We start from the raw sequence: 26,623 nt of genomic DNA on the forward strand, positions 1-26,623 counted from the left end.
ACGAAGCGCGGGTGCGATATTATTTTGGTGAAGCCTCGGAAGTCATAGTCAACACGGGCGAAGCCCGTCAGGGAATGTGATGAGCCTGAGGAACGAAGGCGAAAGAGCATTCCCGAACCTGGGGTGCAGGGGCTGTAGCCCCTGCTTAAAGTGGGTAGGTGTAGGTTTTGCCGTCGTAGCCTTTCACGGTGAGGCTTTTTTCGTCCCTGGCCAGGATGGAGTCGGGGAGCAGGGGCACCTTGCCCCCGCCGCCGGGCAGGTCGATGACGTAGGCGGGCACACAAAGGCCCGAGAGGTGGCCGCGCAGGCCGTTGACCACGGCCAGGCCGGTTTCGATGGAGGTGCGGAAGTGACCGGTGCCTTTGACGGCGTCTCCGTGGTGGATGTAGTAGGGTCGCACCCGGTTTTTGGTGAGCTTGCGCATGAGCTCGGCCATGGTTTCGGGGGCGTCGTTGACGCCTTTTAAAAGCACGGTCTGGCAGCCCAGGGGCGCTCCGGTTCGGTTCAAGAGCCTGAGCGCCTTTTCTGCTTCGGGGGTGAACTCTGACGGGTGGTTGAAATGGGTGTTGATCCAGAGCTTTTCATATTGGGAAAGCACGGCACAGAGCTCTTCGGTGATGCGCATGGGAAGGGTTGAGGGCACCCGGGTGTGGATGCGGATCATCTCCACGTGGGGTATGGCGGAGAGGCGTTTTAAGATGGCGTCGATTTTTGCGTCTTCCAGGAGCAGGGGATCCCCGCCCGTGACGATGACGTCTCGCACCGCAGGGGTCTGTTCAATGTAGGCCAGGCCCGCTTCGATGGTGGCGTTCGTCACCGCGCCCTGGTGCTTGCCCACCTTTCGTTTTCGCATGCAGTGGCGGCAGTAGAGGGCGCATCGGTTGGAGACGAGAAAGATGACCCGGTCCGGGTAGCGGTGGGTCAGGCCGAAAACCGGAGAATCCTTCTCCTCGCACAAGGGGTCCTCCAGCAAGGGGGAGTCCGAAAGCTCGTCGGCGCAGGGCACGGCCTGTCGCCACAACGGGTCCCCGGGTTTTTTCATGAGTTTCAGCCAGTACGGGTTAATACGCATGGGGTAAACCCCGGCCACACGGGCGACTTCGTCCGTCTCCTCTCCCAGGACATCGGCCAGTTCTTTTGCCGATACCACCGATTTGTCGAGCATCTCTTTCCAGTTCATAAGGGCCTTTTATCACAGTTGTGATGTGAGGCACAGAGGCCGAAAGGATAGCGCATTTAGATTTTAGCCTCCGGCGGCCCTGCCGGGGGCCAAACTTTTGAAAAGTTTGATAAACAGGTTTTGTTTTTTGAGGATGCGTCCCTGCAGGGTATAGCCCCCTTTTCTTTCAAGGCGCTTATCTCCAGCCCCTGCGGGGTTGGAGATAAGCGCCTTGATTACCGGAAAGTTTTTGCGGAGCTTTTTTCAAAAAGCGACCCGCCGGAGGCAAACTGAATTGTCACAATGAGTTGGCCTTGCAAAGGCCCGGAAGGATTGTTTCCAGCTCCCGTCGTTTGAAGGGTTTTGAGAGGACCTCTGAGATACCGTTTTGTTCCAGGACGTCCGGGGTGAGGGCCTGGAGCTCGTCCTGGTAGCCCGTGCAGAGCACCACGGGGATATCGCTGCGCAGGGTCAGGAGCTCTGCAGCGAGTTCTATTCCGTTTAAAAATGGCATCATGTGATCGGTGAAGACCAGGTCGTAGCGCATGGGGTCGGTGCGAAAGGCCTTGAGGGCCTCCAGGCTTCCGGAGAAGGCCGCCACCTCGTAGCCCATGCGGGTAAGGAGTTTTTCCGTGCCGTAGAGCATCTGCTCATCGTCGTCCACCAGCATCACCGTGCCCTGGGTGTGAACGTTGGGGGCGGCGGTGGTCTCCCCGGGGACGGTTGCTATCCCGTGGGCACAGGGGATGAACACCGAGAAGATGGTTCCCCGGCCCGGATGGCTTGCCACGGTGATGGCCCCGCCGTGGTTCTTGATGATGCCGTGGGACATGGAGAGGCCAAGGCCCGTGCCCCCGCTCTCTTTGCGGGTGCTGAAAAAGGGGTCGAAGATGCGTTCCATGTTTTCGGGGGCGATGCCCTGGCCGTTGTCCCGCACGGTGAGACGGGAGTACCGTCCCTTGTGGAGGTCCGGGTGGCGCAGGGAGGCTTTGCGGTCCAGCTCCACGGCCTCCAGGGAGATCTCGATGCACCCCTTCTGGTTGGCCACGGCGTGACTGGCGTTGGTGCACAGGTTCATGATCACCTGGTGGATCTGGGTGGGGTCGGCCAGCACAAACCCGGCCTCTGCCTGGACGTTGAGCCGCACGTCGATGGTGGAGGGGATGGAGCTTTTCAGCAGCTGCGTGCACTCCATGAGGATGAGGCGCATCTGCACGGGCTGCATCTCCCGGTCCTTGTTCTGGCTGAAGGTGAGGATCTGGCGAACCAGGCTTTTTCCCCGGTTGACGGCCTTGAGGACCTGGGACAAGTCTTCCTGCACCGGGCTTTTGTCCTCCACCTCGTCTGCGGCAAGCTCCGTGCAGGTGGCGATGCCGCCTAAAATGTTGTTGAAGTCATGGGCGATGCCCCCGGCAAAGGTGCCCATGGCTTCCATCTTGTGGGCCTGGCGAAGCTGGGCCTCCAGCGCCTTTTCCCTCTCCTCCGCACGTTTCCTGCGGGCGATGATGCGCATGAGGACCACGATGGTCACTGATTGATAGATGAGAAAAAGAACCGTGGCCCAGATGACGTATTTGTAGCGGTAGTAGACCGTCACCGGTTCGTTGATCACCACGCTTCCCTCGGGGAGTCGCCCCATGGAGATGTCGAAGTAATCAAGCATGGTGTAGTCGAAAATAGGGTCCAGGAAGCTTTCCCGCATCACCGGGAGGTCATCCACCGGGATGCCGTCAAGCACCTTGAGGGCCATGCGCGCGGCCTCCGAGGCCTGCTCCTGGCGGCACCCGGCCCCCCCAAGGCCCCGTTGCCCAGGGTGTAGTCCCAGATACCGTAGATGGGCTTTCTGGCTGCTTCGAAAATAAGGGAGAGGCCCTCGGCCACGGTGAACCGGGTGCCGTCGGGCGTGACGTAGTAAGAGAGGTAGAGGATGACGGTATGCTCGGGCAGGTCCGCCAGGGCTTTTTTCAGGTCGTCGGGAGACATCATGGAGAGGCGGATGAACTCAACCCTGGATGCGTAGCCGGGGATGAGGCTCTCGAACTGATCACGGATGATGTGGCTGGAGGTGCCGCCCCCGGAGATATAAGCCACATGGGTGGTCTCCGGGTGGATGGCCAGGGCAAGGTCCAGGGTCCCCTTGAGGTCGTAGTCCTCGGCAATGCCCGTGTAGCCGGTCTGGCCCTTAAGCATGGCCCTGGAAAAGTCGTTGACCCCGCAGAACACCACCGGAACCCCGGGGAAAAGGGCGGCCCGGTACAGGAGCAGAAAATCCAGGGCGTTGTTGTCCGAGGCGATGATCACGTCAAAGGAGACCGACGCGTACTTGAGCCGGTAGACCTTCTTGAGGGTGTCGAAGATCTCCGACGGCTTGTACCGCTTGGTGTCCATGTACTCAAAGCTGAGACGGACCGAGCTGCCCTCAGCATCCAGCACCTTTCGGATGCCCTTGGTCTTCCAGTCCGACCACACATACCCGGGGCTGTACGAGTTGAGCACCAATACGTCCCGAACGTCTTTCCCCTCCGAGGCCCCGGCAGCGCGTAACGGCGCAACACAGACCCCAATACACCAGAAAAACAGTACCCACCTGCACACCATGGAACCCCCTTATGTCCTGAGCGTCCCAAACCGGCACGCACTCTTTTTCCTATGATAAATGCCCCGCAGGCGTCAACCGAGGGGCCGTTCCAGGTCAGGGCCAACGCATGTAAAAATTCAGTTGCCTCCGGCGGGTCGCTTTTTTAAAAAAAAGCTCCGCAAAAAACTTTCCTAATGCATCCGTGCGTCGCTGTGATCGCCCTTCGGGCGATTACAACGACGCACGGGTGCGCAAATATCGTGATTGTTTTTGCGGCGCCAGGAAATGGCGATTTAAGGCCTGTTTGTCAAACTTTTTAAAAGTTTGGCCCCCGGCAGGGCCGCCGGAGGCAGGTTTTCAATCGGTTTTCTGCCGATTACAGTGTCACCACCAGGTCCACCAGGGGGGCGTGTTGTTGGGCGCCGTAGACGTCGGTTTCTCCGAGTTCCCCGGAGGCCATGGGTCTTACGATGGTGGCTTTGATGGCTTTGGCGGGTTTGAACTCGATGATGTTGATGACGTCGGAGACCGGGATGCGGTAGAGCCCGGCCATGACCTCTTCGTTGATGATTTTTTTGGAGCAGGCCGCTTCAAAGTCTTCCTGGGTTTTGAAGATGATATCGAAGGTCAGTTCGTAGGGGCCGGCGTTTTTGCTTCTGATGACGTCGGCAATCTCTTTGAGTGTGGTTTTCATGGGCGCTCCTCTCCAACCGTTACGTAGTCGATGGGAAACAGTTCATGGGGGTCCACCTCCACGATGTGGTAGAGGCTGAAGGCAAAGACTTCACCGGCTTTGAAGTCCGAGGGCGAGTAGGGAAAGGCCAGGTTGCCCGCCGTGGAGATGCGGCCCTTGTATCCGTAGTGAAGCATGGTGGAGCGGGCGAACCCGCAGATGGTGTTGGCGATCTTCTGGGTATCGGCCACGGCCTCGATGACAATGCCGATCTCGTGGCCGGGGATGTCCGTGCATGGCTCCAGGCTGCCCATGACCCCGTTTTTGCCGTAGATTTTGAAGTCCAGGTGGTAGGTGAAACCCGCCTCGGAGAAGTTGTCTCTGACCCGCTCTTTGACCTCTTCGATGATGGTGTCGATCTGGGATATCATGATGCTGTCCCGGGTGCCTGCGATGGAGACCGTGCGGTAGCCCACCCGCTTGGCCCCTTCCAGTTTGATGGTGTAAGCCTTTGAGGGCACGAACCGGGAGCCCGAGACCTTGACCATGCTGTCGGTGACCTGTTCGAAGGTGGTCTCGGACAGGTCGATGAGGCCGCCGGGGCCGGGCAGGTGATAGGGGTCGGTCTTTTCGTAGAGGGTGTGGGCGGCCACCGAAAGGGTGGTGCATTTTCGGATGGGGTTGAGGGGTTCCAGGCGAAAGTGGTCTTTGGCCAGGTACCCGAACATGCAGTCGCTGCCGCTGCCCGGGGTGGCGGCGATGGCCGCGCATTCCAGGATCTTGCCCATGTGAAGGGCCAGACCCGTATCAAAGCCCTCTTTGACGGCCAATGCGGCAAAGACCGTGGGGTCGTAGGCGCGCCCTGCGATGATTACCTGGGCTCCGTTGTCCAGGGCCGTGATCATGGGCTCCAGGCCCATCTGGCCCACGACGCGTTCGGTGCGGTCCAGCTCCTCGCCGGTGAGTTCGGGGGCGGGGTGCAGGGGGCTCACCTTGCCCTCGGCCATCTTGCGGGCCACGGTCTCTTTGTCGATTTCCGCGTGGATCACGGCCATGGGAAAGGTCAGCTCTTTTTCCCGGGCGATGGCCTGGACGATCTCCACCACCTCGGCGAGATGGGGCTCTCCGCCCGCGCCTCCGGCCGTTCCCACGATGACGGGGATGCCTGCCTTCATGGCTGCCTCGATCATGACGGCCAGGTCGCGCTTGACAGCCGTGGCATCGGTAAAGGAGATGCCCGCGCCCAGATAGTAGGGCCCGGGGTCCGTGGAACCGGCATCCACGGCAATCACATGGGGTTTTCGCTTCATGCCCTCCTCAAAGGAGGCCATGGGGAATCCGTATCCCAGTATGGCGGTTGGTGACAACACCCTGAGTTCTTGCATCCTGCATGATCCTTTCTCTTGATGGTGCGTACGGCCGGAGTCCGGGGGCGCTGGTGGGGCGGCGCGATCGGGCCGGTCTTATGATCGGGCGGCATCCTGGGGCCAGGAGGCGCATCCAAAGACATCGTTGCCCAAGAGAAATAGCAACAGCCGTACCAAATCGGGATGTCAGGGTGCAATATGTTGAAATGGATGAGGTTTGTGCCGGAAATGGGGTTGGGCGTGGGACGAGGGGAAGCCTGAGATTCTCCTGCCCCGCAGGCATTTTTCTTGCGGGGCAGGAATGGGGATGGGCATCAGTGGGAGATGTCGTGCCGTTTGAGCAGGGCGTAGAGGCGGGACTGGGAGAGGCCTGCCGTGGCGCAGGCTTTTTTCACGTTGCCGCCGCTGCCTGCCATGAGGTCTTTGAGATAGCGGGCTTCGGCTTCGGCGCAGACGAGGTCCCGATAGGCCTGGAGGGGAGGCATGGCCTCGGGGTCGTAATGCGGGGTTACCTCCGGGCCTTGGGCATCGGATGGGTGGTCGCCATGGCTGACCCGCGCCCGTGCCACCCGGGCCCTGAGTTTCATGGGCAGGTGCTTGGGAAAGAGGGTGGGCTCATGGCGGGAGGAGATGAGGGCTTGGTCCAGGACATTCACCAGCTCCCGGACGTTGCCCGGCCAGCTGTGCTTTTCCAGGACGTCGAAGAAGTCCGAGGAGACCCCTTTCTGGTCCCGCCCCGTCTCTTTGCAGAACCGGGCGATGTGGTAGGAGGCGATCTGGCGGCGTACCCGTTGGCGCAAGGGGGGCAACTCCAGGGAGAAGGCGTGGATGCGGTAGAGGAGGTCCTTGCGGAAGGTGCCCTCCTTGACCATGGCCTCCAAGTCCCTGTTGGTGGCGCAGACCAGCCGAAAATGGCTTGTCACCATTTCCCGGCTTCCCACCGGCCGGATGGTGTGCTCCTGCAGGACCCTCAGAAAGGCTTTCTGCAGAGACATGGGCAGCTCCCCCACCTCGTCGAGAAAGAGGGTGCCGTTGTGGGCCTGGGCGATGAGGCCGACGCGGTCCCGGTCCGCCCCGGTAAAGGCGCCCTTGACGTGGCCGAGGAGGCTTTCCACCAGGGATTCGGGAATGGAGGCACAATCCACGATGACAAAGGGCGCGTCCTGCCGCAGGCTGTTGGCGTGGACGGCCCGGGCAAAGAGCTCCTTGCCGGTGCCGGTCTCCCCGGTGATGAGGACACTGGCGTCGCTGGCCGCGGCCCGTGCCACCAGGTCAAAGCAGTCGTTCATCACAGGGCTCTCCCCCACGATGCCCTCGCGGTTCAGGGCCACCACCGGATTGCGCTCCATGGCCGAGACCTTTTCCCGGCGGTATTGCAAGGCCCGGGCAAGGGTGAGGGTGATCTCTTTTTTCGAGGCGGTTTTTTCGATGTAGTCCCAGGCTCCGTTGATCATGGCAAGCTCGGCGCCGTCCGGGTCTCCCAGGCCCGTGAGAATAATCACCTCCGGGGCGGATGGGGCCTTCTGCAGGGTCGGCAAGGCCTCCAGGCCGTTGCCGTCGGGCAGGCGCACGTCCAGGAACACCGCGTCCACATCCCCTGTCTCTGCAAGGGCCAGCCCCTCGTGCAGGGTCTGGGCCGTCAGGGCCTCATGATCGGCGGAGCGCACCACCCTGGAAAGGGAGTAACAAAGGGTTTCGTCGTCATCGATAATCAGTACTCGGGCCATACACACCTCAAACATGCCAAAGAAAGGGCCTTTTCCGCCCAAACCAACAAGACTCATCCCGACCATACGAAACGCCCGTGTTTGTTGTCAACGCGGTTGTGCCTCAAAAGCGCATGAAGGCCTGATGAAAAAAATAAAGCGATTCAGGTGCCTCCGGCGGCAAGGTGGGGGCACCTTGAAACCCTGTTGCGAATGCATGGAGGTGTTCATTTTACGACTGTTCTCGGGGCATTCGCGTGATGTGTGACATGTGGCAACCGTTTTTGCAGGAGAGGCCCTTATTATTGCTCTGGAGACATCGATTGACGTTGACCGGGATAACTCCGGCAGGACGGTTAAGGGCTCGGCCGTAAGATAATCATACACCATCTCATGTTAGCCGTTAGATTGGTGATGGGAATACACCGATCGGTAACGCTCACCGCGTGTATATATTGTTTTTGTCATAGCATTAAATCGATAATGAATAAGTGGCAACAACGTCTCCTGAAATTTCGAAACGTGCGAGTCAGCCCGCACAAACCATGAGCGTTTATGTCGGGCGTAGCCCGAGCCGAAGGCCATTGCGCTTTGCCCTGAGGAACGAAGGGCAAAGCGCAATGGCAATATGCTTTCGAGGTGGCTCCACCTCGCCGCCGGAGGCTGGATTTTTTCATCCGCTTTAATTTGCGTTACAGGATGCCGTTGTTACGGAGCAGGGCGTCCACACGGGCGGAAACTTCCGGGTCTTCGATGAGGGGCGGGGCGTGGTGGGGTTTGAGCCGGGCGTCGATGATGACGGGGCCGTTGCATCCCCAGTGTTTGTGGATGGTGGTGGCCCCCACCCCGTGGATATCGTGGCTGGGGTTGGAGCGGGTGAAGGTGACCCAGAGAAAATTATTGAGGGTGGCGGCGGCAAACTCGGCGTCCTCGGTGAGGACCACGAGGGCCATGCCCGTGGTGTCGGCCTGGGCCAGGTGAGAGGCCAGCTCCTGGGCTGTGGTTTCGCCTGTTTCGGTATCGGTGAAGGGGGGCGCTTCCACCATGACCACGCCGGGCAGGGCAAGGCGGGGATTGGAAAAGCCCTCGGGCAGGGAGAGGTCCGGGGACAGGGTGGTGGCAAGGGGCCGTTTTTTCTCTCCGGCAGCGGCAAAGACGACCTTGGAGCCTTCGTTGAGGCCCTCGGCGGAGTAGTCCAGGGTGTCCATGGTGGCCCGGGTCTGGAAGTGGATGTCTCTGGAAAAATCCATGCGCTCCAGAAGGTGGACCAAAAAGGCTTTTTCGTCATGGATGTCCAGGGCGGGGTTGTCCCCTTCGTCCACGATGAAGAGATACTTGGCCAGGGAGCACTGGCCAAAGCCCAGGATGGCATTGGACAGGGTGAGGAGCTCCATGGGCTTTTTGGCGTCGTCTTTGGCGTAGGGCACATAGGTCTCTTTGCCCATGGCCAGGAGCAGGGGGTGGACCCCAGCGGCGTCCACTGCATGGACGGCCGACACCCCGGGGATGGAATCGGGCACGGCAGGGCCGGTGATCTCGTGGATGAGGGCCCCGAAGCTGGTGTCCTCGGCAGGGGGGCGGCCCACCACGGTAAAGGGCCAGATGGCGTCCTTGCGGTGGTAGACTTTTTCCACCTTCAAAAAGGGGAAAGGGTGGGTGAGGCTGTAGTAGCCGATGTGGTCTCCAAAGGGCCCTTCAGGCTTTACTGCTTTTGGATCCACGGTGCCCACGATGCAGAAGTCGGCCTCGGCCGAGAGGGTGTGGCCCCCTGCTTTGGCATAGCGGAAACGCCGCCCGGCAAGGGCCCCTGCAAAGGCCACTTCGGGCAGGTTTTCAGGCAGGGGCATCACCGCGGCAAAGGTGTGGGCAGGCGGCCCCCCCACAAAGACAGAAACCCTCAGGGGTTGACCCTTTTCAATGGCGTGGGCGTGGTGACGCCCGATGTCCCGCTTGATCTGGTAGTGAAGGCCCACCTCCCGGTTTTTTTCGTAGTCGTCCGCCATCTGGATGCGGTACATGCCCATGTTGGAGCCGAGGATTCCCGGCTTTTTCGGGTCCTCAGAGTAGACCTGGGGAAGGAGCACAAAGGGGCCGCCGTCGTCGGGCCAGCAGGTGACTTGGGGGAGGCTGGAGAGGTCGGTGGTGCACGCCATGACCGGTGCCTCTTTTACCTTTCGGGGCAGGGCGCAGGCCGCGGCAAAGGGCAGCATGAGGTTTTTCAGCGGGTGTTTTAAAAGGGAAGCCGGGTTTGACTTGGCCTCCACCATGCGGGAGACCCGGTCCAGGGTGTGGCGAAAGATAAACCGGGATCGCTCCAGGGTTCCGAACAGGTTGGATACCGCTGGAAAGGGAGACCCCTTGACCTTCTCATAGAACAGGGCAGGCCCCCCTGCCGCATAGACCCGGCGATGGATTTCCGCCATCTCCAGGTACGGGTCCACCTCTTCTTTGATACGAATCAGGTGGCCGTTGGCCTCCAAATCCTCCACACACTCTCTCATACTGGCATAGGTCATGGTGCCTCCGGCGGCCAGGGGATGATCCCCTGGACCCCACGTTCGCCAATGCTCCCGACCTTCGTTCCTCAGGTCGATCCCATTGGCCGACGGGCTTCGCCCGTGGATAGGTTAAGATCAAAGCCGCTAATCAGGTTGTCTCCGGTTAAAGTCCCGTGGATTCCAACAGCCTTTCATTTGTTTTCAGGTAACTATTCAGCTTATGCCTCCGGCGGCCCTGCCGGGGGCTAAACTTTTAAAAAGTTTAACAAATAGGTCATAAAAAAGTTGCATGAATGCCGTTATAAATGCGGATGTGATTTGACCCGAGGAACGAGGGGCAAATCACATCCGCTATTTGCTTTCAAGGTGGCACACCTTGCCGCCGGAGGCCTGTCCTTTTTATTCCTCTTGAGGAAAAAGCGCTTCCGGGTTGACTGCCACACGGTGTCCGAAACCCTCGCTGTTGTCAAGGTAGAGGGCCGTCTGCGGGGTAAATCGGTACCACTTGGGTTTGCCTGCGGCGAGGAAACCGGCAAGGCTTCCCAGGTGCTGCGGGGCAAAGAGGTCCTTGAGAAAGGGGAACCGCTTCACATACCGGGAAAAGGCTCCCATGGCCCTTGGCGTCAAGCCTGCTTTGGTGATCACCCCTTCCATTTGCAGGCCTTCGATCTCCTGGAAATGAAACGGGTTTTCGTGGACCGTTGCCGCAGCCGCCTCTCCTTTCCCCTCTGTGATGTGTCTCGAATCCGGGCTCGAAAAAGATAGAGAAGGCTCCCCTTGTGCCCCACATAATAGACAGCCGCCGCCCACGGCTTTCCGTCACAGGCCGTGGCCAGGGTCATGATGTGCGCGTGGTCGAGGAGTTCTGCTGCTCTTTTGGATGTTTTATCCATGGAGATGCCTCCGGCGGCAAGGTGAGCCACCTCGAAAGCTGATTGCCCTTGCGCTTTGCCTGACCTCAGGGCAAACGGCCGTGCGCTCGGGCTACGCCCGATATAAACGATGATGGTTTTGCGGACTGGCTCACAAGATTTAAGGGAACAGGATACGTTGTCGCTACTTGCTCATTGTCTTCCTGATGTTTCGGGCCAAATCGCAACGGTTTTTTTGGGCGAAGCCCGTCAGCACATGTGCAGGGGTGAGGAACGAGCCGGAACTGTGCGAGCCTGGGGTCAAGGGGCTCACCCCCTTGCCGTCGGAGACTTTCTCCGCTTATTAGCTTTTCCACCGCTTTACCAGGTCTTCGGCGGGGGTGACGCCGATGTGGTCGAGGATGCGGGCCACCACGGTATCGGCCAGGGCTTCCAGGGTATCGGGCCTGGAGTAGAAGGCCGGGGAGGCGGGCAGGATGGTTGCGCCTGCTGTGGCTGCGGCAGTCATGTTGTTGAGGTGGATGAGGCTGTAGGGCATCTCCCGGGGGACTATAATCAGGGGGCGTTTTTCCTTCAGGGTGACGTCTGCGGCCCGGTGGATGAGGTTGTGGCCGTTGCCTGTGGCAATGGCGGCCAGGGTGGCCATGGTGCAGGGAGCCACCACCATGGCGTGGACCGGGCAGGAGCCGCTGGCCGGTGGGGCGGTGAAGTCGTTCACCGCGTGGATCTCGATGCTTTCAGGGCCGAATCCGAGCAGGCTTTCCAGGAAGGCCTCTTTTGGGAGGCCCAGCTCCTCTTGGGCCACGATGAAGGCGGCGTCCGAGGCGATGAGGTCGATGTGCGCACCGGCCTCGGCCAGGGCTTTCACCAGCCGGAGGCCGTAGAGGGCGCCCGAGGCGCCGGTGAGGGCGGTGACGATGCGTTTCATCTTAGGCGCCCCTTGTGAGGTGGCCGGCCAGGATCCCCAGAAAGAGCACCACGGAGATGATGCTGTTCATGTGGAAGAAGGCGATGTTGACGTGGGAGAGGTCGTCGGGGTTCACCAGCTTGTGTTCCACCACGAGAAGGGCTCCGATGAGGGCCACGGCCAGGCCGTAGGGCCAGCCCAGGCTGAAGACGGGCCAGAGCAGGAGCATGAACCCGAAGGTGGCGACATGGATCCAGGTGGAGATTTTCAGGGCCTTTTTGATGCCCATGGTGGCCGGGATGGAGTGGAGGCCCTTTTCCCGGTCGAAGTCGCTGTCCTGGCAGGCATAGAGGATATCAAAGCCTGCGATGTAGGTGAGAAGGGCCAGGGTCAGGATGAGGATACCGCCGGAAAAGCCTCCGGTGATGGCGATCCAGGCACCCAGGGGAGCCAGGGAGATGGCAAAGCCCAGGTAGATGTGGCAGAGCCAGGTAAATCGTTTGGTAAAGGAGTAAGCCCCCAGAAGGAGCAGCACGGGAAAGGAGAGTTTAAAGCACAGGGGGCTGAGCATGGCCGCGGCAAAGACAAAGAGCAGGGAGGATCCGGCCACCACGAGCCAGGCCTCTTTTTTGCCGATCTCGCCTTTGGGGATCTCCCGCATGGCCGTGCGGGGGTTGCTGCTGTCGATGTCGGCATCCACGATGCGGTTTACGCCCATGGCAGCGGTGCGGGCACCCACCATGGCCACCAGGATCCAGAAGAGTTTTCCGATGGTGAGGGGCGCTTCGGCGGTGGCAAGGACCACGGCGGAGAGGGCAAAGGGAAGGGCGAAGATGGTGTGGCTGAACTTGATCATGCGCCCGTAAACGATGAGGGTCTCTTTGACTTTTGCGGCAGAAGGGGAGGTGAAGGCCGCTGTGAGCCGATTACGAAGTCTGTCCATCAATATCAATACCGTCAATGTAGGTGCCGCAGAAGCTGCAGCGGTTGTCCTTGATATCCACGGCCGTAAGCCGGTACCCCGATCGCTGGATCACCGCTTTGCCGCAGCCGTAACAGAAGGTGTTTTCCCCCGTGTTGTGGGGAAGATTGCCCGTGTATACATAGCGCAATCCGGCTTCGATGCCAATATCCCGAGCCATGAGGATGGTTTCCATGGGGGTGGGGGGATGATCGGTCATGCGGTAGGTGGGGTAGAAGCGGCTGAGGTGCCAGGGGGTGTCGATGCCCGGCCCTTCTGCAATGAATCGGGCGATCTCTTTGAGTTCATCGGCGCCGTCATTGAGGTCGGGGATCACCAGGGTGGTGATCTCCAGGGCCACCCCTTGTTGTTTCAGATAGATGATGGCGTCCTTGACGGGTTCCAGGGATGCCCGGCAATAGCGGGTGTAAAAGGCCTCGGTAAAGGCTTTTAAGTCCACGTTGGCGCTTGTGAGGTACGGGGCCAGAAGGTCGATGGCCTCAAAGGTGAGGAAGCCGTTGGTGACCAGGATGGTCGAGGGCCCGGCTTCCGGGCCAGGCGGGCGGTTCAGGACAACCGGCGGGGCGGCGGGTTGGGCGTCTAGGTCGAGGCAATGCTGCGGCCCGGGCTCGGCACTCGGCGCCGTCGCCCCTACGGGGTGACGGTGATGCCTGTGCGGCCGTTGTCGTCCGGTGCGAGCTGGGAGATTTCGGCGTTCTGGCAGAAGCTGCAGCTGAAGTTGCAGCCCACGGAGGCCACGGAGTAGGAGAGGCTCCCCGGGGCCAGGTGCCAGATGGGCTTTTTTTCCACCGGGTCGGAGGCGGCGGCCACCAGCTGGCCGTAGACCAGGGAGACGAGGGTGCCCCCCTGGTTTTCCCGAACACTGCACCGTCCCCTTTGGCCTTCCTTGATGGTACAGCGGTGGCTGCAGAGGTTGCAGCGCACCGCATTGTTTTCCAGTCGTTCATACAACAGGGCTTCGACCATGATGGGCTCCTTGGCCAAGGTTTAGGAGGATATGGGGATCGGGTTTGAAGTACTGCTCCCCGATGCTCATGTTCCGTGGGTGGGGCTTGTCGGCGAACAGCGTCAGGGGACGGGTGGTGAACCGGGGGACCAGGCTGACGGACAGGCCGGTGTACGCCCCGTAGGGCAGACGGTGGAAGAGACGCCCCAGGAGCCGGCCTCCCGAGGGAGGATGATAGGTAATGGTGCGGGAGGTCAGGGGCACCTTGCCCAAAAGGCCCCGGATAATCTGCCGGACCTCCCAGGTGGAGAGAAACCGTGCCTTGGCATAGACGGCGTTTCCGTGGAGACCCTTGCCCAGGGAGGGCACGGCCCCTAAGGAGAGGCGGTTGAAAAAGCCGATGTAGAGGCGGTCCTTGGCCACGCGGGCTGCCTCGGCGATCACTTTCTCCGGGGAGTCCACGAACTCCAGGGTGAGGTTGAGGACGGCAAAGTTGAAGGCGTTGTCTTCAAAGGGCAGGGCTTCGGCGCTTCCCTTGAAGAGATCGGCGCGGTGGTTCAGCTTTTCTCCGGCGATATCCAGCATGTAGGTGGATGCGTCCAGGCCGGTGAGGTCCAGGCCCGGCTTGATGTGGTCCAGGCAGGCAAGGGTGATCCCGGTTCCGCAGCCGATGTCCAGGAGCCGGTCTCCATAGGCCGGCTTGATGAGCTTCACCATCAGCTGGCTTTGGCGCTCGGCTGCGTCCCGGTGCCGATCCATTTCAAGCCATTGGGCATATTGCCCGGCTTCCTGAAAGTTGAATACGTGTCCCATGGCTGTAAAGGTAGAAAATTGTGAGTGTTTTATCAATCATTATTGACGGCTGAGCAAAAAAATCGGGCCCGGCCGCCCCCTTGATCTCAGTCGGACCTCTCTGCTGCGACCCGGATGGTGAGGTGCAGATGACAGCCCCGCTTGCTGTAGGCCATGTTGTGGCAGTATTTTCTCATGATTTCAATGCCTCGTCCCCCCTCGGAATCACTGGCAGCCTGGCTGTCGATCATGGTCTGCCAGTCAAACCCCGGGCCCTTGTCTTCAAATTCCATGTGAACGGTGTCGTCGGCCAGGAAGATGGAGAAGCGGACCTGGGCGTCGGGGGAGAGGGACGAGCCGTGACGAACGGCGTTGGTGAGCCCCTCCCGCATGGTGATGATGATGGCAAAAAGAGCGTTGGAGATGCCGCGCTGCCTGCAGAATGCCGTGACTTCATCCACGGCGCGGTCCACCAGGGCGAGGGAGGCCTGCATGTCGATTTCCAGGCCGTCAGCTTTTTTTGTCACGACAAAAGGATTCATAGGGCTCAGATCTCCATGGCGAGGATGACCACGTCGTCTTCCTGGGCTTCCCGGTTGGGGCAGAGGTAATCCGAGACGGAACGGGGAGCTGCTGTGATGGGCTCGGATCGCGCCCGGTCGCAGGCTTCGAGCATCTTTTCCGTTTCACTGTGCCAGACTTTTTTGGTGGACGGGGACTCCACCAGACCGTCGGTATAGATGTACACCCGGTCGCCCTTGGAGACGGTGAGGGTGGTGAGGCCGAACAGGGCGCTTTGGAACATGCCCATGGGGTCGCCGTCGGCCCCCACGAGCTCGGGGGGACCGCCCTGGGGCACGTAACAGACAGGCGGGTGCCCTGAAAAGACGATCTCCATGATCCCTTTACGTCGGTTCAGGCGTGCGTAGCAGGCGGTGAGGTACTTTTCCGCCGGGAGGATCTCCACCAGGACCCCGTTGATGAGGTTCATGCTCTCCAGGGGGGTGTAGATCTGGGTGCAGTTCTGTTTGAGGAGCCCCTTCACCGAGGAGGTGAGGTAGCCGGTGCTGATGTCGTGGCCTGAAAAGTCGGCGATGAAGTACCCGTAGATGTGGTCGGAGATGTGCAGGACGTCGTAGAAGTCACCCCCGGCCTCGTGGAGGGCCAGGTAGTGCACGCCGAAGCGGGCGCCGGGCTCCTGCTCGGGGGTGATGAGAAAGGAGGCCTGGGCCTCGGTGAGCTGGCGAAGCTTTTCAGCCTGGCTGTTGATCAGGGAGTTGGTGGCGATGGAGAGCTTCAGGTGGAGGCTGACCCGGGCGGAAAGTTCCTCGGGGTGGAAGGGCTTGGTGATGTAGTCCACGGCCCCTAAGTTGAACCCTTCGATTTTGGAGTCGACATCGGTAAGGGCCGTGAGGAAGATGACGGGAATCGCTGCGGTGCGGGCATCGGATTTGAAGTGCTTGATGACGTCGAACCCGCTTTCTCCCGGCATGCAGATATCCAGGAGGATGAGGTCGGGGGGCTCTTCATCGGCCAGGTGCCGTGCCTCTTTACCGGAATCGGCCGTGACGATGCGGTATCCCTCCTTTTGGAGGGTCTTGGCCATGAGCAGACGGTTCACGGAGTTGTCGTCGGCGACCAGAATGGTGAAGCTGGGGGACATGGCTCACCTCGATGGGGGACGGCCTGCCGTCGGCGTTTGGTCAGGCTGTCTTGGCGTTCAGGGCGTCTTTAATATCTCCCTTCAGGGTTTCGATGGATTCCAGGACAGGGCCAAGGCTGTCCAGGGTGTGTTCTCGTGCCGCGGTTTCGATCTCTTTGGACAGACGATAGATTTCGGTAAAACCCAGGTTGCCGGCGGATCCCTTAAGGGAGTGGGCCGCCTCGGTGAGGGTCTGCATGTCGTGGCCGTCGATGGCCTGCTTGAGGCGTGTGATATCGGCTTCCGCCGTTTCCAGGAAGAGCTCAACGATTTCAAGGAACTCGCTCTCTTCCAGGCCGAGATCTTCTCCGATTGCTTTTAAATCCATGGGTGTCAGTCCTTCGATCGCCCGTCAGGGTGGCTGGTCGGGGCAAAACAGGGTCATGTCGGTTGAACGACAGGGGCCGATTTCCAGCCGTGGCGGGAAATCATGCGGAAGGCCGGTGCAGGGCCTTGTCGGTCGGGGCTGTGTAGCGCTCGCATCGCTAATTATAGCTGTGGCGTCATCGGGGTGCAAGGTGATTTTCCGGATGGGGAAGCGGGCAACCACTTGACAGGAGTAGGGAAACTCTATATATCAATAAATCTTGATATATGGATATTTTCACGGCAGGGGGATCCTTCGGGGATGAAAAGTCTGATCTATTTCAAAGCCATGGCGGACAGCACGCGCATCCGCCTCTACCATATTCTGCTGCACCATGAGATGAGCGTCAACGAGATCGTCGGGCTTATGGACATGGGGCAGTCACGGATCTCCAGGCACCTGAAAATCCTCACGGATTGCGGGCTCCTCTCCTGTCGGCGCGACGGGGTGTGGGCCTTTTATTCGGCAGCCAACGAAGGGGCAGGGGCCCTGGTGGCCACCCTGGTGGAGTCGTTGTCGCAAGGGGAGGCCCTCATGGAGGACGACCTTGCCCGGGCCGAAGCCATTGTCTTTGAGCGCAGGCTCCGCCGCCAGAAATTCTTTGATGACATCGCCCCCCGCTGGGAACACCTGAAAGTGGACCTCATCGGTGACTTTGATTTGAACGAGGCCCTCATGGCCGATATCCGGCCCTGCAGCACGGCCGTGGACCTGGGGTGCGGCACCGGGGCCCTCATGGCCCGGCTCTCCGAGCGGGTTTCCCAGGTGGTGGGGGTGGACAGCTCCTCCAACATGCTCAAGGAGGCGGAAAAAAGGCTTCAGGCCCTGGGCGGCGGCTTCGACCTGCGCCTCGGGGAACTCGAACATCTCCCCATGGGGGACGGGGAAGCGGACCTGGCGGTCATCTCCCTGGCCCTGCACCACCTGGACAATCCGCGCCTGGCCCTCAACGAGTCCGGACGGGTGGTGGCCGACGGGGGGCGGCTCCTCGTGGCCGAGTTTGGCCGGCACGCCGACGAGTCCCTTAGGGACCGCTTCGGAGATCGCTGGCTCGGTTTTTCCGAAGCAGAGCTTTTGGCCTGGATCCGCGAGGCCGGGTTTGCCGTGGAGAGCACCCGGCATTTTGCGCCTGCCCGGGGGCCTGCGGTGATGATCTGCCAGGCAGTGAAAGCCGACGGCGGCAAGGTGGGGGCGACCTGATTGGCGAGCAACTTTTGTAACTATTCAGTGGAAAAAAAACAGCCTCCGGCGGCAAGGTGTACCACCTTGAAAGCTGGTAGCGGATGTGTTTTGCCCCTCGTTCCTCGGGTCAAATCACATCCGTATTTAAAATGGCATTTGTTCAAACTTTTTATATATACCGAATTAAAACAACCCAAAGACCAAACAGTCATTGACTACAGACATTCTTTAAGGAGGACGCGACATGGCGTTTCAGGAACTCGATTTGACCCTTACACACAAGGTGGCCGATATTTCCCTGGCGGACTGGGGCAACAAGGACATGCAGCTCTCCGAGCTGGAGATGCCCGGCCTCATGGCTTCCCGCGAGAAGTACGGACCCGAAAAACCCCTGGCGGGCCTCAAGGTCACCGGCAGCCTTCACATGACCATTCAGACGGCCATGCTCATTGAAACCCTCAAGGAGCTCGGGGCGGACATCCGTTGGGCTTCCTGCAACATTTTCTCCACCCAGGACCACGCGGCCGCAGCCATTGCCGCCAACGAATCCGCCAAGGTGTTTGCCTGGAAAGGCGAGACCCTGGAAGAGTACTGGTGGTGCACCGAGATGGCCCTGACCTGGCCTGACGGCAGCGGTCCCGACCTCATCGTGGACGACGGCGGCGACGCCACCCTGCTGATCCACGAAGGTGTGAAGGCCGAGAAAGACCCCTCCCTCCTCGACCGTGAGCCCGGCAACGCCGAAGAAAAGTGCCTGCTGGACCGCCTGAAGGCCGCTTACAAGGTGGATCCCACCAAGTGGACCAAGATGGCTGAAAAGATCAAGGGCGTCTCCGAGGAGACCACCACCGGCGTACACCGCCTCTACCAGCTGGAAGAGCGCGGCGAGCTTCTCTTCCCCGCCATCAACGTCAACGACTCCGTCACCAAGAGCAAGTTCGACAACCTCTACGGCTGCCAGGAGTCCCTGGCCGACGGCATCAAGCGTGCCACCGACATCATGCTGGCCGGCAAGGTGGTCATCGTCCTCGGTTACGGCGACGTGGGCAAGGGATGCGCCCGCTCCATGCGTGGCTACGGTGCCCGAGTCCTGGTCACCGAGATCGACCCCATCTGCGCTCTTCAGGCCGCCATGGAAGGCTTTGAGGTCGTGACCCTGGAAGACGCTGTGGGCCAGGGCGACATCTTCGTCACCTGCACCGGCAACTACCACGTCATCACCGGCGCCGACATGGAGAAGATGAAGAACGAAGCCATCGTCTGCAACATCGGCCACTTTGATAACGAGATCGACATGGCCTACCTCGAGTCCAACGACGGTTGCACCAAGCTCAACATCAAGCCCCAGGTGGACAAGTGGACCCTGAACTCAGGCCGCTCCATCATCGTTCTGGCCGAAGGCCGTCTGGTGAACCTGGGTTGCGCCACCGGCCACCCCAGCTTTGTTATGAGCAACAGCTTCACCAACCAGACCCTGGCCCAGATCGAGCTGGCCACCGGCAACTACGAGGTGAAGGTTTACACCCTGTCCAAGAAGATGGACGAAGAGGTGGCCCGTCTCCACCTTGACCGCCTCGGCGTCAAGCTCTCCACCCTCACCAAGGCGCAGGCAGACTACATCAACGTGCCCGTGGAAGGTCCCTACAAGGCGGATCACTACCGTTACTAAGGGCCAAAAGCCAGCCTCCGGCGGGCAGGGGATAAATCCCCTGCACCCCAGGTTGCGAATGCTCTGGGCCCTCGCCCGTAAAAAACAAGAAAGCCCGACACCATGCTTTAATGGTGTCGGGCTTTTTTATTGTAACCATTCCGTTCTTTTTAGCGCTCCTCGGCAGAGCCGCCTGGGGCTATCACTAAATGGTTTTTTTTGGCTCTTGAATTGTGCTGCCTTTTGAAAGGGGCGCGAGGAACGCGCCCCGGAGCATGTGCGAACCTATGCCTTGTTTTTCTCGATGAGGGCCAGGGTCTTTTCGACGATGTTGTCGGCTGAGAACCCGAACTCTTTGAGGAGGGTGCCGCCGGGGGCGGAGGCGCCGAAGCCCTCCATGGAGATGACGGTGCCCTTGTCTCCCACGTATTTTTCCCAGCCCATGGCGATGCCTGCTTCCACGGCCACGCGGGTTCTGACCTCGGGGGTGAGGACCCAGTCCTTGTAGTTCTGGGGGTTCATGTCGAAGAGCTCCCAGCTGGGCATGCTCACCACGCGGGCATTGACGCCCTTTTCAGCCAGTTTTTCGGCGGCTTCCACGGTGATGTGCACCTCGGAGCCGGAGGCCATAGGGATGGCGTCGGGGGTTCCCTCGGTGTCCTTGAGGATGTAGGCGCCCTGAACCCTCGGCCTGGCTGCGGTCGGAGACGGGCAGGCCCTGGCGGGAGAGGATAAGGGCCGTGGGGCCGTCGGTGATCTTGAGGGCCACGCGCCAGGCGTCGGCGGTCTCGGAGGCGCATCCCGGTCGCAGGACGGTGAGGCCGGGGATGGCGCGCAGGGCGGCCACATGTTCCACGGGCTGGTGGGTGGGGCCGTCTTCGCCTACGGCGATGCTGTCGTGGGTGAACACGTAGATGATGGGCAGCTTCATGAGGCTGGCCACGCGGATGGCCGGGCGCATGTAGTCGGCAAAGACGAGGAAGGTGCCGCCGAAGGGGCGGACGCCGCCGTGGACGAACATGCCGTTCATCACGGCCCCCATGGCGTGTTCACGGACGCCGAAGCGGATGTTGCGGCCTTCGTAAGCGCCTTTCTGGAACTCACCGCAGTCGTTCATGAAGGTGTTGTTGGAGGGCGCCAGGTCGGCGGAGCCGCCCACAAGGCCGGGCAGGTTGGGGGCGATGGCGTTGAGGACCTTGCCGGACGCAGAGCGCGTTGCGATCTTGCCGTCTTCGGGGGTGAAGGTGGGGATCTCCTTGTCCCAGCCGAAGGTGAGGAAGCCGCTGACGCCGTCCACCCACTGATTGGTGCGCTTGGGGTGGGCCTTGGCGTAGGCGTTGAAACGTTCCTGCCACTGGTTTTCGGCCTCTGCACCTTTTTCAATGCAGGCGGAATAGACGGCCTTGGCCTCTTCGGGTACGAAGAAAGGCTCGGTGGAGGGCCAGCCCAGGGCTTTTTTGGTGAGGAGGATCTCCTCTTCGCCCAGAGGGGCGCCGTGGGCGCCGGATGTGCCCCCTTTGTTGGGGCTGCCGTAGGCGATGGTGGTGCGCATGAGGATGACGGTGGGCTTCTCGTCCTGGGACCTGGCTTCGGTGAGGGCCGCGTCGATGGCTTCGTGGTTGTTGCCGTCTTCTACGCGGATGGTGTTCCAGCCGCAGGCTTCGAAGCGAGCTGCCACGTCTTCGGTGAAGGCGATGTCTGTGCCGCCCTCAATGGTGATCTGGTTGTCGTCGTAGAGACAGGTGAGCTTGCCCAGGCCCATGTGGCCGGCCATGGAGATGGCCTCCAGGGCCACGCCTTCCATGAGGTCCCCGTCACCGCACATCACGTAGGTGCGGTGGTCCACGATGGTGTGCTCGTCGGTGTTGTACGTGGCAGCCAGGTGGCGTTCGGCCATGGCCATGCCCACGGCGTTTGCAATGCCCTGGCCCAGGGGACCGGTGGTGACCTCAACCCCGTTGGTGTGCCCGTATTCGGGGTGGCCGGGGGTCTTGCTCTCCCACTGGCGGAAGGACTTGAGGTCGTCCAGGCTCAGGCCGTATCCGGTGAGGTGGAGCAGGCTGTAGAGCAGGGCCGATCCGTGGCCGCCGGAGAGGACAAATCGATCGCGGTCGGGCCAGGCGGAGTTTTTGGGGTTGTGGGCGAGGTGTTTGGTCCAGAGCACATAGGCGGCCGGTGCCAGCCCCATGGGGGCACCCGGGTGGCCGGAGTTGGCCTTTTGAACCGCATCCATGGCCAGGGTGCGCAGAGTGTTGATGCAAAGATCGTCAAGGGTGAGCTGGCTGTCGCTCATGGCGTACTGTCTCCTTACTGAGTATTACAAACTGAAAAATAGAGTATGGCAAACGTCTTGGGGCAGACCGACACCTGGCCTCACCGGAGACGGGACGCGGCAACGCTCCTTAAATACACGCAGAAGCGCGGCTCAGGTCTCCTCCGCGGGGAGGCGTCCTTTCCGGGGGCGCGGATGTCGATTTGCCCGAATGATTCGTTGAGCCACTGGTTTTACAGGGGGCGCTCCCCTTTGTCAAACCAAATCAATGGATTACAGGGCCCGCAAATGCTCCGGTTTCAGGGCCACTTTTCCCTCAAGGGCCCGATTGATAAGGGCAAGGGTCTTCTCCTTCTCTTCGGGCAGTTTGGCCCGGATGGGAAGGTAATTTGATGCGTGGTTGGAGTGGAAGAGGCCGTCGGTCATGTGGGTGGCTGCGATCATGGCACCCAGTTCATGGAGCAGTTCGTCGGGCTCCAGCACGGGAAATTTGCCGTCCAGGTGATCCTGGTACAGGGGGGTGCCAGGGGTGAGCATGAGGCTCAAGGCCCCCACGTACTCGGGATCGATGGCCGAGATGACCCGACCGGTCTCCCGGGCGTGGACCATGGAGCGCTCGCGGCCAGCGATGCCCAGAAGGACGGTCACCGAGAGTTTGATGCCGGCGGACCGGATCTTGGTGCCCATCTCGATCATGCGGGCGGAGTCCGCCCCTTTTTTGATGGCGGTAAGGGTCTCGTCGTCACCGGTTTCAAGGCCCATGTAGGCGATGGAAAGCCCCAAGTCTTTCAGCTCTTTGAGTTGTTCCACGCTTTTTTTTGCGATGCTCTTGGTGTTGGCGTAGGTGCCCACCCGTTCCACCCAGGGGAGCTGTCGCCTGATCTCTTTCAAGATGTGCACCAGGCGTTTCTGGGGCAGGATGAGGGCGTCGCCGTCACAGAGGAAGAGGCGCCGGACGTGGCGGTGGTGCTTCGCCGCAAAGGCGAGGTCCTTCATGATCTGCTCGTCGCTTTTGATCTTGAAGATTCGCTTTTCCTTGTACATCTCGCAGAAGGTGCATTTGTTGTGGGAGCAGCCCACCGTCACCTGGAGCAGGATGCTGTAAGCCTCCGAAGGGGGCCTGAAAATCATGCCTTCGTAATCCATGCCGTACTCATTCATAGCGTGTGTCCGATCGTGTGTGGAAGCGCGCTCTCCGCCCGGGTTGGACGGGCGCGGCTTCGGTCGTCGTAATAAATCCGGTGCAGCGGGCTCCGGGCCGGTGGAGGTGGCCGGGATGCCGGGCGCGGCACATTTTTTTGAACCCTTAACAAAATCAACGGGCTTGGGCCCTCTGGTTCCGGGAAAAGGGCTCCGGGTTGAATGATTACGCCACATTATCGTAGATTCATGGCGGGGTGCAAGCTCTTTCAAGGCGGGGGCCGGGCTTCGATTTTTTTTGGCCGGTGCGCTTGACATCACCTGATTCTGCATAAAATTTTATGTGGTTTATATCTCTGCCGGGGGCAGGGAAAACATATTCGGGCCTTTTCGGGCGCCCGCCGGACAGAGGCGGGACGTCCTTGCGGCACCACGGAACAACCATGAACACACATGATGTGAGGAGAGACCATGAGCAAAGAGACGCGTCAGTTTGAAACGGAAGTTCAGCAACTGATGAACCTGATCGTAAACTCCCTTTATTCCAACCAGGAGATCTTTCTCCGGGAGCTGATTTCCAACGCGTCGGATGCCATCGACAAGCTTCGCTTCGAGGCCCAGACCCACACCGAGCTGCTGGAAGGGGAAGGCGACCTTCATATTCGCATCACGCCGGACAGCGACAACAAGACCCTTGTGATCTCGGACAACGGCATCGGCATGACCCGTGACGAGGTGGTGGAGAACCTGGGCACCATCGCAAAGAGCGGCACCGCGGCCTTTATGAAGGCCATGGAAGAGTCCAAGAAGGGCGACGCCATTGCCCCTGAACTCATCGGCCAGTTCGGCGTGGGTTTTTACAGTGCCTTTATCGTGGCCGATAAGGTGACGGTTGAGACCCGCAAGGCGGGCGAGGGCGAGGCGGTGCGCTGGGAGTCCGACGGGCTGGGGGCCTACACCCTGGAGACCTGCGCCAAAAAGGATCACGGCACCACCATCACTCTCCAGCTCAAGGAAGAGGGCCTGGAAGAGGACTTCACCGAGGAGTGGGCCATCAAGCGCGTGGTCAAGCAGCACTCCGACTTTGTGGCTTACCCGGTGATCATGAACGTGGAGAAGACCGAGCCCCTTCCCGATGAGGAGATCATCAAGGATTCCGACGGCAAGCCCATCGGAGAGACCACCAAAAAGGTCCGCGCCGACGAGACTCTCAACACCATGAAGGCCATCTGGGCCAAGCCCAAGAGCGAGGTCACCGACGAGGAGTACGACGAGTTCTACCGTCACATCAGCCACGACTGGAACGCCCCCCTGGACAAGATCCACATGAAGTTCGAGGGGACCACCGAGTACGATGCCCTGCTCTATGTGCCCTCCAAGGCGCCCATGGACATGTACTACAGCGAGAAGAAGAACGGCATCCACCTCTACTGCAAGCGCGTCTTCATCATGGACGACTGCACCGAGCTGATGCCCGAGTACCTGGGCTTCATCGAAGGGGGTGGTGAAGCCTTCGACTGGAACCTTCAACGTGACGGTCGGGATCGTCCAGCAGAACCGTCTGGTGCAAAACATCCGCAAGAACCTGGTGAAAAAGGTCCTGGAGCTCTTCACCAAGATGGAGAAAGAGAGCTACGACACCTTCTTTGACGAGTTCGGCGCGGCCATCAAGTCCGGTATCCCCATGGATCACGACAACAGAGACAAGCTGGCCAAGCTGATCCGCTACAAGACCACCAAGTCCGACGGGGCCTATGTCTCCCTTGAAGAGTACGTGGCGAACATGAAAGAGGACCAGGAGTTCATCTACTATATTACCGGCGAAGACCTGGTCTCCCTGGCCGGAAGCCCCCACCTGGAGGCCCTCAAGGCCAAGGACTACGAGGTCCTTCTCATGAGCGACCCTGTGGACGAGTGGGTGGTTCAGTCCCTGCCCGAGTTCGACGGCAAGAAGCTCAAGAGCGCGGAAATGGGCGATCTCGACCTCACCGAGGTGGATGACGACAAGAAAGAGGCCTTCAAGAACTTCATGGAGTACCTCCAGAAGCAGCTGGACGAAGAGATCAAAGAGGTCAAGCTCTCCAGCCGCCTCAAGGACTCCGTCTCCTGCCTTTCCGGGGACGCCCTGGGCATGAGCGCCTACATGGAAAAAATCATGAAGGCCTCGGGCCAGGAAATGCCCAAGCAGAAGCGTGTTCTGGAGCTCAACGGGGATCATCCCCTGGTTGACGCGGTCAAGTCCCTCTTTGAAAAGGACGCCGGAAACCCCGTGCTGCCGGATCATGCACAGCTTCTGTATGACCTGGCCATCATCAGCGAAGGGGGACGCGTGGAAGACCCGGCCCTCTTCTCCAAGCGCGTGGGTGACCTGATGGCCAAGGCGCTGTAGCGCCGCCCGGGCATCGCCCGCAGCTTATCCCGACCGACGAGACAAGGCTCGCTTTCCCCCCCGTGGGAGGGCGGGCCTTTTTTCATGGCGGCCCCATTGGAAGGCGGCTGAAAACAGGGCGGATCACCTGTTTCGGTCGGTTGACATCTTATAGACGCTGTACTATCCTCCGGGGCGGAGGCACATATGACAATGATGCAGATTCATGACCTTGAAAAACAGCAGTTTATCACCCTCTTCAAGGAAGAGGGGATTGATAATATTGACGAACGTTTCACCATTCTTGACACGTTTCTGAAAACGGAAGAGCACATCACCGCCGATGACCTGGCCCGGCTCCTGGCCGAAGAGGGGCACACGGTGGACACGGATTTCCTCCGAGAGACCCTTGAGTTGATGTGCCATTACGGGTTTGCCCAGGAGAATCGATTCGATAACGGCCGGACACTCTACGAGCACCGGCACCTGGGGGACCACCACGACCACATGATCTGCACCCGATGCGGCGGAATCACCGAGTTTGCCGATGCCCATCTGGAGAGGCTCCAGGAGGCCATCGCAGCCCGTCACGGGTTTCACATGCTTCAGCATCGCATGGACATCTACGGCATCTGCTCTGCCTGCCTGAAGAAGAGGGTGCCCCTCATGCCCCTCATGCTGGCAAAGCCTGGCGAAAGGCTGATCATCCGAGAGTACCAGTGCGGTGAAAACCTGGAGGCCCGCCTGCTGTCCATGGGCATCCGGCGGGGAGACGTCATTGAGGTGATCACCAGCCAGGGTCGGGGACAGTTTGTCATTGCCGTGGAGAACAAGCGGTACATCCTTGGCCGGGGCATGGCCCAGAAGATCATGGTGGAGCCCATCCACTGAACGAAAGGGGCCCAGCCCTGTCCCGGTGCGTAGCGCGTCGGGCAGCCGGTCTGCTTCGATCACAACAACCATCATAAAACGGAGTAACAGATGCGAATCCGCAGGATGATTCCTTTCGTGCTGGCGGTGCTGCTGGCGGCACCCGCCTTGTGTGCGGCAGCTCAGCGCGTCAGTGTCAGCGTTGAGTCGGCCAATGTCCGAACCGGTCCCGGAACCGAGCATGAGATTGTCTGGAAAGGGGTCGAGAAGCACTACCCGCTCCTGGTTCTGGACCAGGCCGGGTCCTGGTATTATGTCAAGGATTTCGAAAGCGACACCGGCTGGATCTACAAGAAGCTGGTGGGTAAGACCCGCACCGTGATCACCATAAAAGAGAGATGCAATGTCCGAAAGGGGCCGGGAACCAAGAAGCCCCTGGCGTTTGTGGTGGACAGCGGGGTGCCGTTCAAGGTGTTGAGCCGCAAAGGCAACTGGATCCAGGTCCAGCACGCTGACGGTGACAAGGGGTGGATTCACAAATCGCTGGTGTGGTAAGCCGCACCGTTTTTTTAATGCCCCGCTGATACCCGGGGC

The 26,623-nt window shown here is 60.3% G+C and carries 26 protein-coding genes; 6 read left to right on the forward strand and 20 right to left on the reverse strand.

Annotated features, from left to right (window positions below):
• Positions 1-145 precede the first annotated feature (145 nt).
• The 17 genes from ACOYW1_RS29070 to ACOYW1_RS29150 form a co-directional block, all read right to left on the reverse strand.
• Complete coding sequence (locus ACOYW1_RS29070; RefSeq protein WP_482420715.1) at positions 146-1,180, reverse strand: KamA family radical SAM protein; 1,035 nt, start codon at positions 1,178-1,180, stop codon at positions 146-148.
• Between the two features lie 277 nt (positions 1,181-1,457).
• Entirely contained in the window at positions 1,458-2,909 is a 1,452-nt protein-coding gene (locus tag ACOYW1_RS29075; RefSeq protein WP_482420716.1) for an ATP-binding protein, read from the reverse strand.
• Positions 2,861-3,655 carry an ABC transporter substrate-binding protein gene (locus ACOYW1_RS29080; protein ID WP_482420717.1) on the reverse strand — a complete coding sequence of 265 codons (795 nt, stop codon included), beginning with the start codon at positions 3,653-3,655 and terminating at the stop codon, positions 2,861-2,863. Before ACOYW1_RS29080 ends, ACOYW1_RS29075 begins: the two co-directional genes overlap by 49 nt.
• Positions 3,656-4,113: 458 nt before the next feature.
• Positions 4,114-4,431: a DUF4387 domain-containing protein gene (locus tag ACOYW1_RS29085; protein ID WP_482420718.1), complete on the reverse strand. Its 318-nt coding sequence runs from the start codon at positions 4,429-4,431 to the stop codon at positions 4,114-4,116.
• Entirely contained in the window at positions 4,428-5,795 is a 1,368-nt protein-coding gene (locus tag ACOYW1_RS29090) for an acyclic terpene utilization AtuA family protein (RefSeq protein WP_482420719.1), read from the reverse strand. Before ACOYW1_RS29090 ends, ACOYW1_RS29085 begins: the two co-directional genes overlap by 4 nt.
• Positions 5,796-6,091: 296 nt before the next feature.
• Positions 6,092-7,504, reverse strand: coding sequence for a sigma-54-dependent transcriptional regulator (locus tag ACOYW1_RS29095; RefSeq protein ID WP_482420720.1), 1,413 nt, complete (start codon positions 7,502-7,504; stop codon positions 6,092-6,094).
• 671 nt (positions 7,505-8,175) lie between these two features.
• Positions 8,176-9,999, reverse strand: a complete 1,824-nt coding sequence (locus tag ACOYW1_RS29100; protein ID WP_482420721.1) for a UbiD family decarboxylase — start codon at positions 9,997-9,999, stop codon at positions 8,176-8,178.
• A gap of 381 nt (positions 10,000-10,380) precedes the next feature.
• Positions 10,381-10,635 (reverse strand): hypothetical protein, encoded by a 255-nt coding sequence (locus ACOYW1_RS29105; protein ID WP_482420722.1) that lies wholly within the window; start codon positions 10,633-10,635, stop codon positions 10,381-10,383.
• Positions 10,623-10,874 (reverse strand): hypothetical protein, encoded by a 252-nt coding sequence (locus tag ACOYW1_RS29110; RefSeq protein ID WP_482420723.1) that lies wholly within the window; start codon positions 10,872-10,874, stop codon positions 10,623-10,625. Before ACOYW1_RS29110 ends, ACOYW1_RS29105 begins: the two co-directional genes overlap by 13 nt.
• A 322-nt stretch (positions 10,875-11,196) precedes the next feature.
• A complete protein-coding gene (locus ACOYW1_RS29115) occupies positions 11,197-11,781 on the reverse strand; it encodes a UbiX family flavin prenyltransferase (RefSeq protein ID WP_482420724.1) in 585 nt (194 codons plus the stop codon).
• A gap of 1 nt (position 11,782) precedes the next feature.
• The gene (locus tag ACOYW1_RS29120) at positions 11,783-12,703 is read right to left on the reverse strand and encodes a UbiA-like polyprenyltransferase (RefSeq protein WP_482420725.1); all 921 of its coding nucleotides are present in this window, start codon (positions 12,701-12,703) and stop codon (positions 11,783-11,785) included.
• Positions 12,687-13,181 carry a hypothetical protein gene (locus tag ACOYW1_RS29125; protein ID WP_482420726.1) on the reverse strand — a complete coding sequence of 165 codons (495 nt, stop codon included), beginning with the start codon at positions 13,179-13,181 and terminating at the stop codon, positions 12,687-12,689. Before ACOYW1_RS29125 ends, ACOYW1_RS29120 begins: the two co-directional genes overlap by 17 nt.
• 191 nt (positions 13,182-13,372) lie before the next feature.
• Positions 13,373-13,708, reverse strand: a complete 336-nt coding sequence (locus ACOYW1_RS29130; RefSeq protein ID WP_482420727.1) for a hypothetical protein — start codon at positions 13,706-13,708, stop codon at positions 13,373-13,375.
• Positions 13,686-14,501, reverse strand: coding sequence for a class I SAM-dependent methyltransferase (locus ACOYW1_RS29135; RefSeq protein WP_482420728.1), 816 nt, complete (start codon positions 14,499-14,501; stop codon positions 13,686-13,688). Before ACOYW1_RS29135 ends, ACOYW1_RS29130 begins: the two co-directional genes overlap by 23 nt.
• 86 nt (positions 14,502-14,587) lie before the next feature.
• Positions 14,588-15,022, reverse strand: a complete 435-nt coding sequence (locus ACOYW1_RS29140) for an ATP-binding protein (RefSeq protein ID WP_482420729.1) — start codon at positions 15,020-15,022, stop codon at positions 14,588-14,590.
• Positions 15,023-15,027: 5 nt separating this feature from the next.
• The gene (locus tag ACOYW1_RS29145; RefSeq protein WP_482414293.1) at positions 15,028-16,143 is read right to left on the reverse strand and encodes a response regulator; all 1,116 of its coding nucleotides are present in this window, start codon (positions 16,141-16,143) and stop codon (positions 15,028-15,030) included.
• A 40-nt stretch (positions 16,144-16,183) separates the two neighbouring features.
• Positions 16,184-16,510 (reverse strand): Hpt domain-containing protein, encoded by a 327-nt coding sequence (locus tag ACOYW1_RS29150; RefSeq protein WP_482414294.1) that lies wholly within the window; start codon positions 16,508-16,510, stop codon positions 16,184-16,186.
• Between the two features lie 300 nt (positions 16,511-16,810).
• On the opposite strand from ACOYW1_RS29150, the gene ACOYW1_RS29155 reads away from it, so the two are divergent.
• Positions 16,811-17,749: an ArsR/SmtB family transcription factor gene (locus ACOYW1_RS29155; RefSeq protein ID WP_482420730.1), complete on the forward strand. Its 939-nt coding sequence runs from the start codon at positions 16,811-16,813 to the stop codon at positions 17,747-17,749.
• Positions 17,750-17,975: 226 nt separating this feature from the next.
• Entirely contained in the window at positions 17,976-19,400 is a 1,425-nt protein-coding gene (ahcY, locus tag ACOYW1_RS29160; RefSeq protein ID WP_482414296.1) for an adenosylhomocysteinase, read from the forward strand.
• 264 nt (positions 19,401-19,664) lie between these two features.
• On the opposite strand, the gene ACOYW1_RS29165 is transcribed toward ahcY, so the two are convergent.
• The 3 genes from ACOYW1_RS29165 to ACOYW1_RS29175 all read right to left on the reverse strand — a co-directional run bounded on the left by ACOYW1_RS29165 (position 19,665) and on the right by ACOYW1_RS29175 (position 22,797).
• Positions 19,665-20,009, reverse strand: coding sequence for a transketolase-like TK C-terminal-containing protein (locus ACOYW1_RS29165; protein WP_482420731.1), 345 nt, complete (start codon positions 20,007-20,009; stop codon positions 19,665-19,667).
• Positions 19,954-21,672, reverse strand: coding sequence for a transketolase (tkt, locus tag ACOYW1_RS29170; protein ID WP_482420732.1), 1,719 nt, complete (start codon positions 21,670-21,672; stop codon positions 19,954-19,956). The genes ACOYW1_RS29165 and tkt overlap by 56 nt, the downstream gene beginning before the upstream one ends.
• Before the next feature lie 252 nt (positions 21,673-21,924).
• Positions 21,925-22,797, reverse strand: a complete 873-nt coding sequence (locus tag ACOYW1_RS29175) for a radical SAM protein (protein ID WP_482423845.1) — start codon at positions 22,795-22,797, stop codon at positions 21,925-21,927.
• A gap of 465 nt (positions 22,798-23,262) precedes the next feature.
• Between ACOYW1_RS29175 and htpG the strand changes: the two genes are divergently transcribed.
• The 4 genes from htpG (at position 23,263) to ACOYW1_RS29195 (ending at position 26,584) form a co-directional block, all read left to right on the forward strand.
• A complete protein-coding gene (gene htpG, locus ACOYW1_RS29180; protein WP_482420733.1) occupies positions 23,263-24,441 on the forward strand; it encodes a molecular chaperone HtpG in 1,179 nt (392 codons plus the stop codon).
• Positions 24,323-25,180 (forward strand): hypothetical protein, encoded by an 858-nt coding sequence (locus ACOYW1_RS29185; RefSeq protein ID WP_482420734.1) that lies wholly within the window; start codon positions 24,323-24,325, stop codon positions 25,178-25,180. Before htpG ends, ACOYW1_RS29185 begins: the two co-directional genes overlap by 119 nt.
• A gap of 192 nt (positions 25,181-25,372) precedes the next feature.
• Positions 25,373-26,050 (forward strand): transcriptional repressor, encoded by a 678-nt coding sequence (locus ACOYW1_RS29190; RefSeq protein ID WP_482420735.1) that lies wholly within the window; start codon positions 25,373-25,375, stop codon positions 26,048-26,050.
• A gap of 90 nt (positions 26,051-26,140) precedes the next feature.
• Complete coding sequence (locus tag ACOYW1_RS29195; RefSeq protein ID WP_482414299.1) at positions 26,141-26,584, forward strand: SH3 domain-containing protein; 444 nt, start codon at positions 26,141-26,143, stop codon at positions 26,582-26,584.
• The last annotated feature ends 39 nt before the right edge of the window (positions 26,585-26,623 follow it).

The organism is Desulfoluna sp. CYM3A (assembly GCF_056829965.1).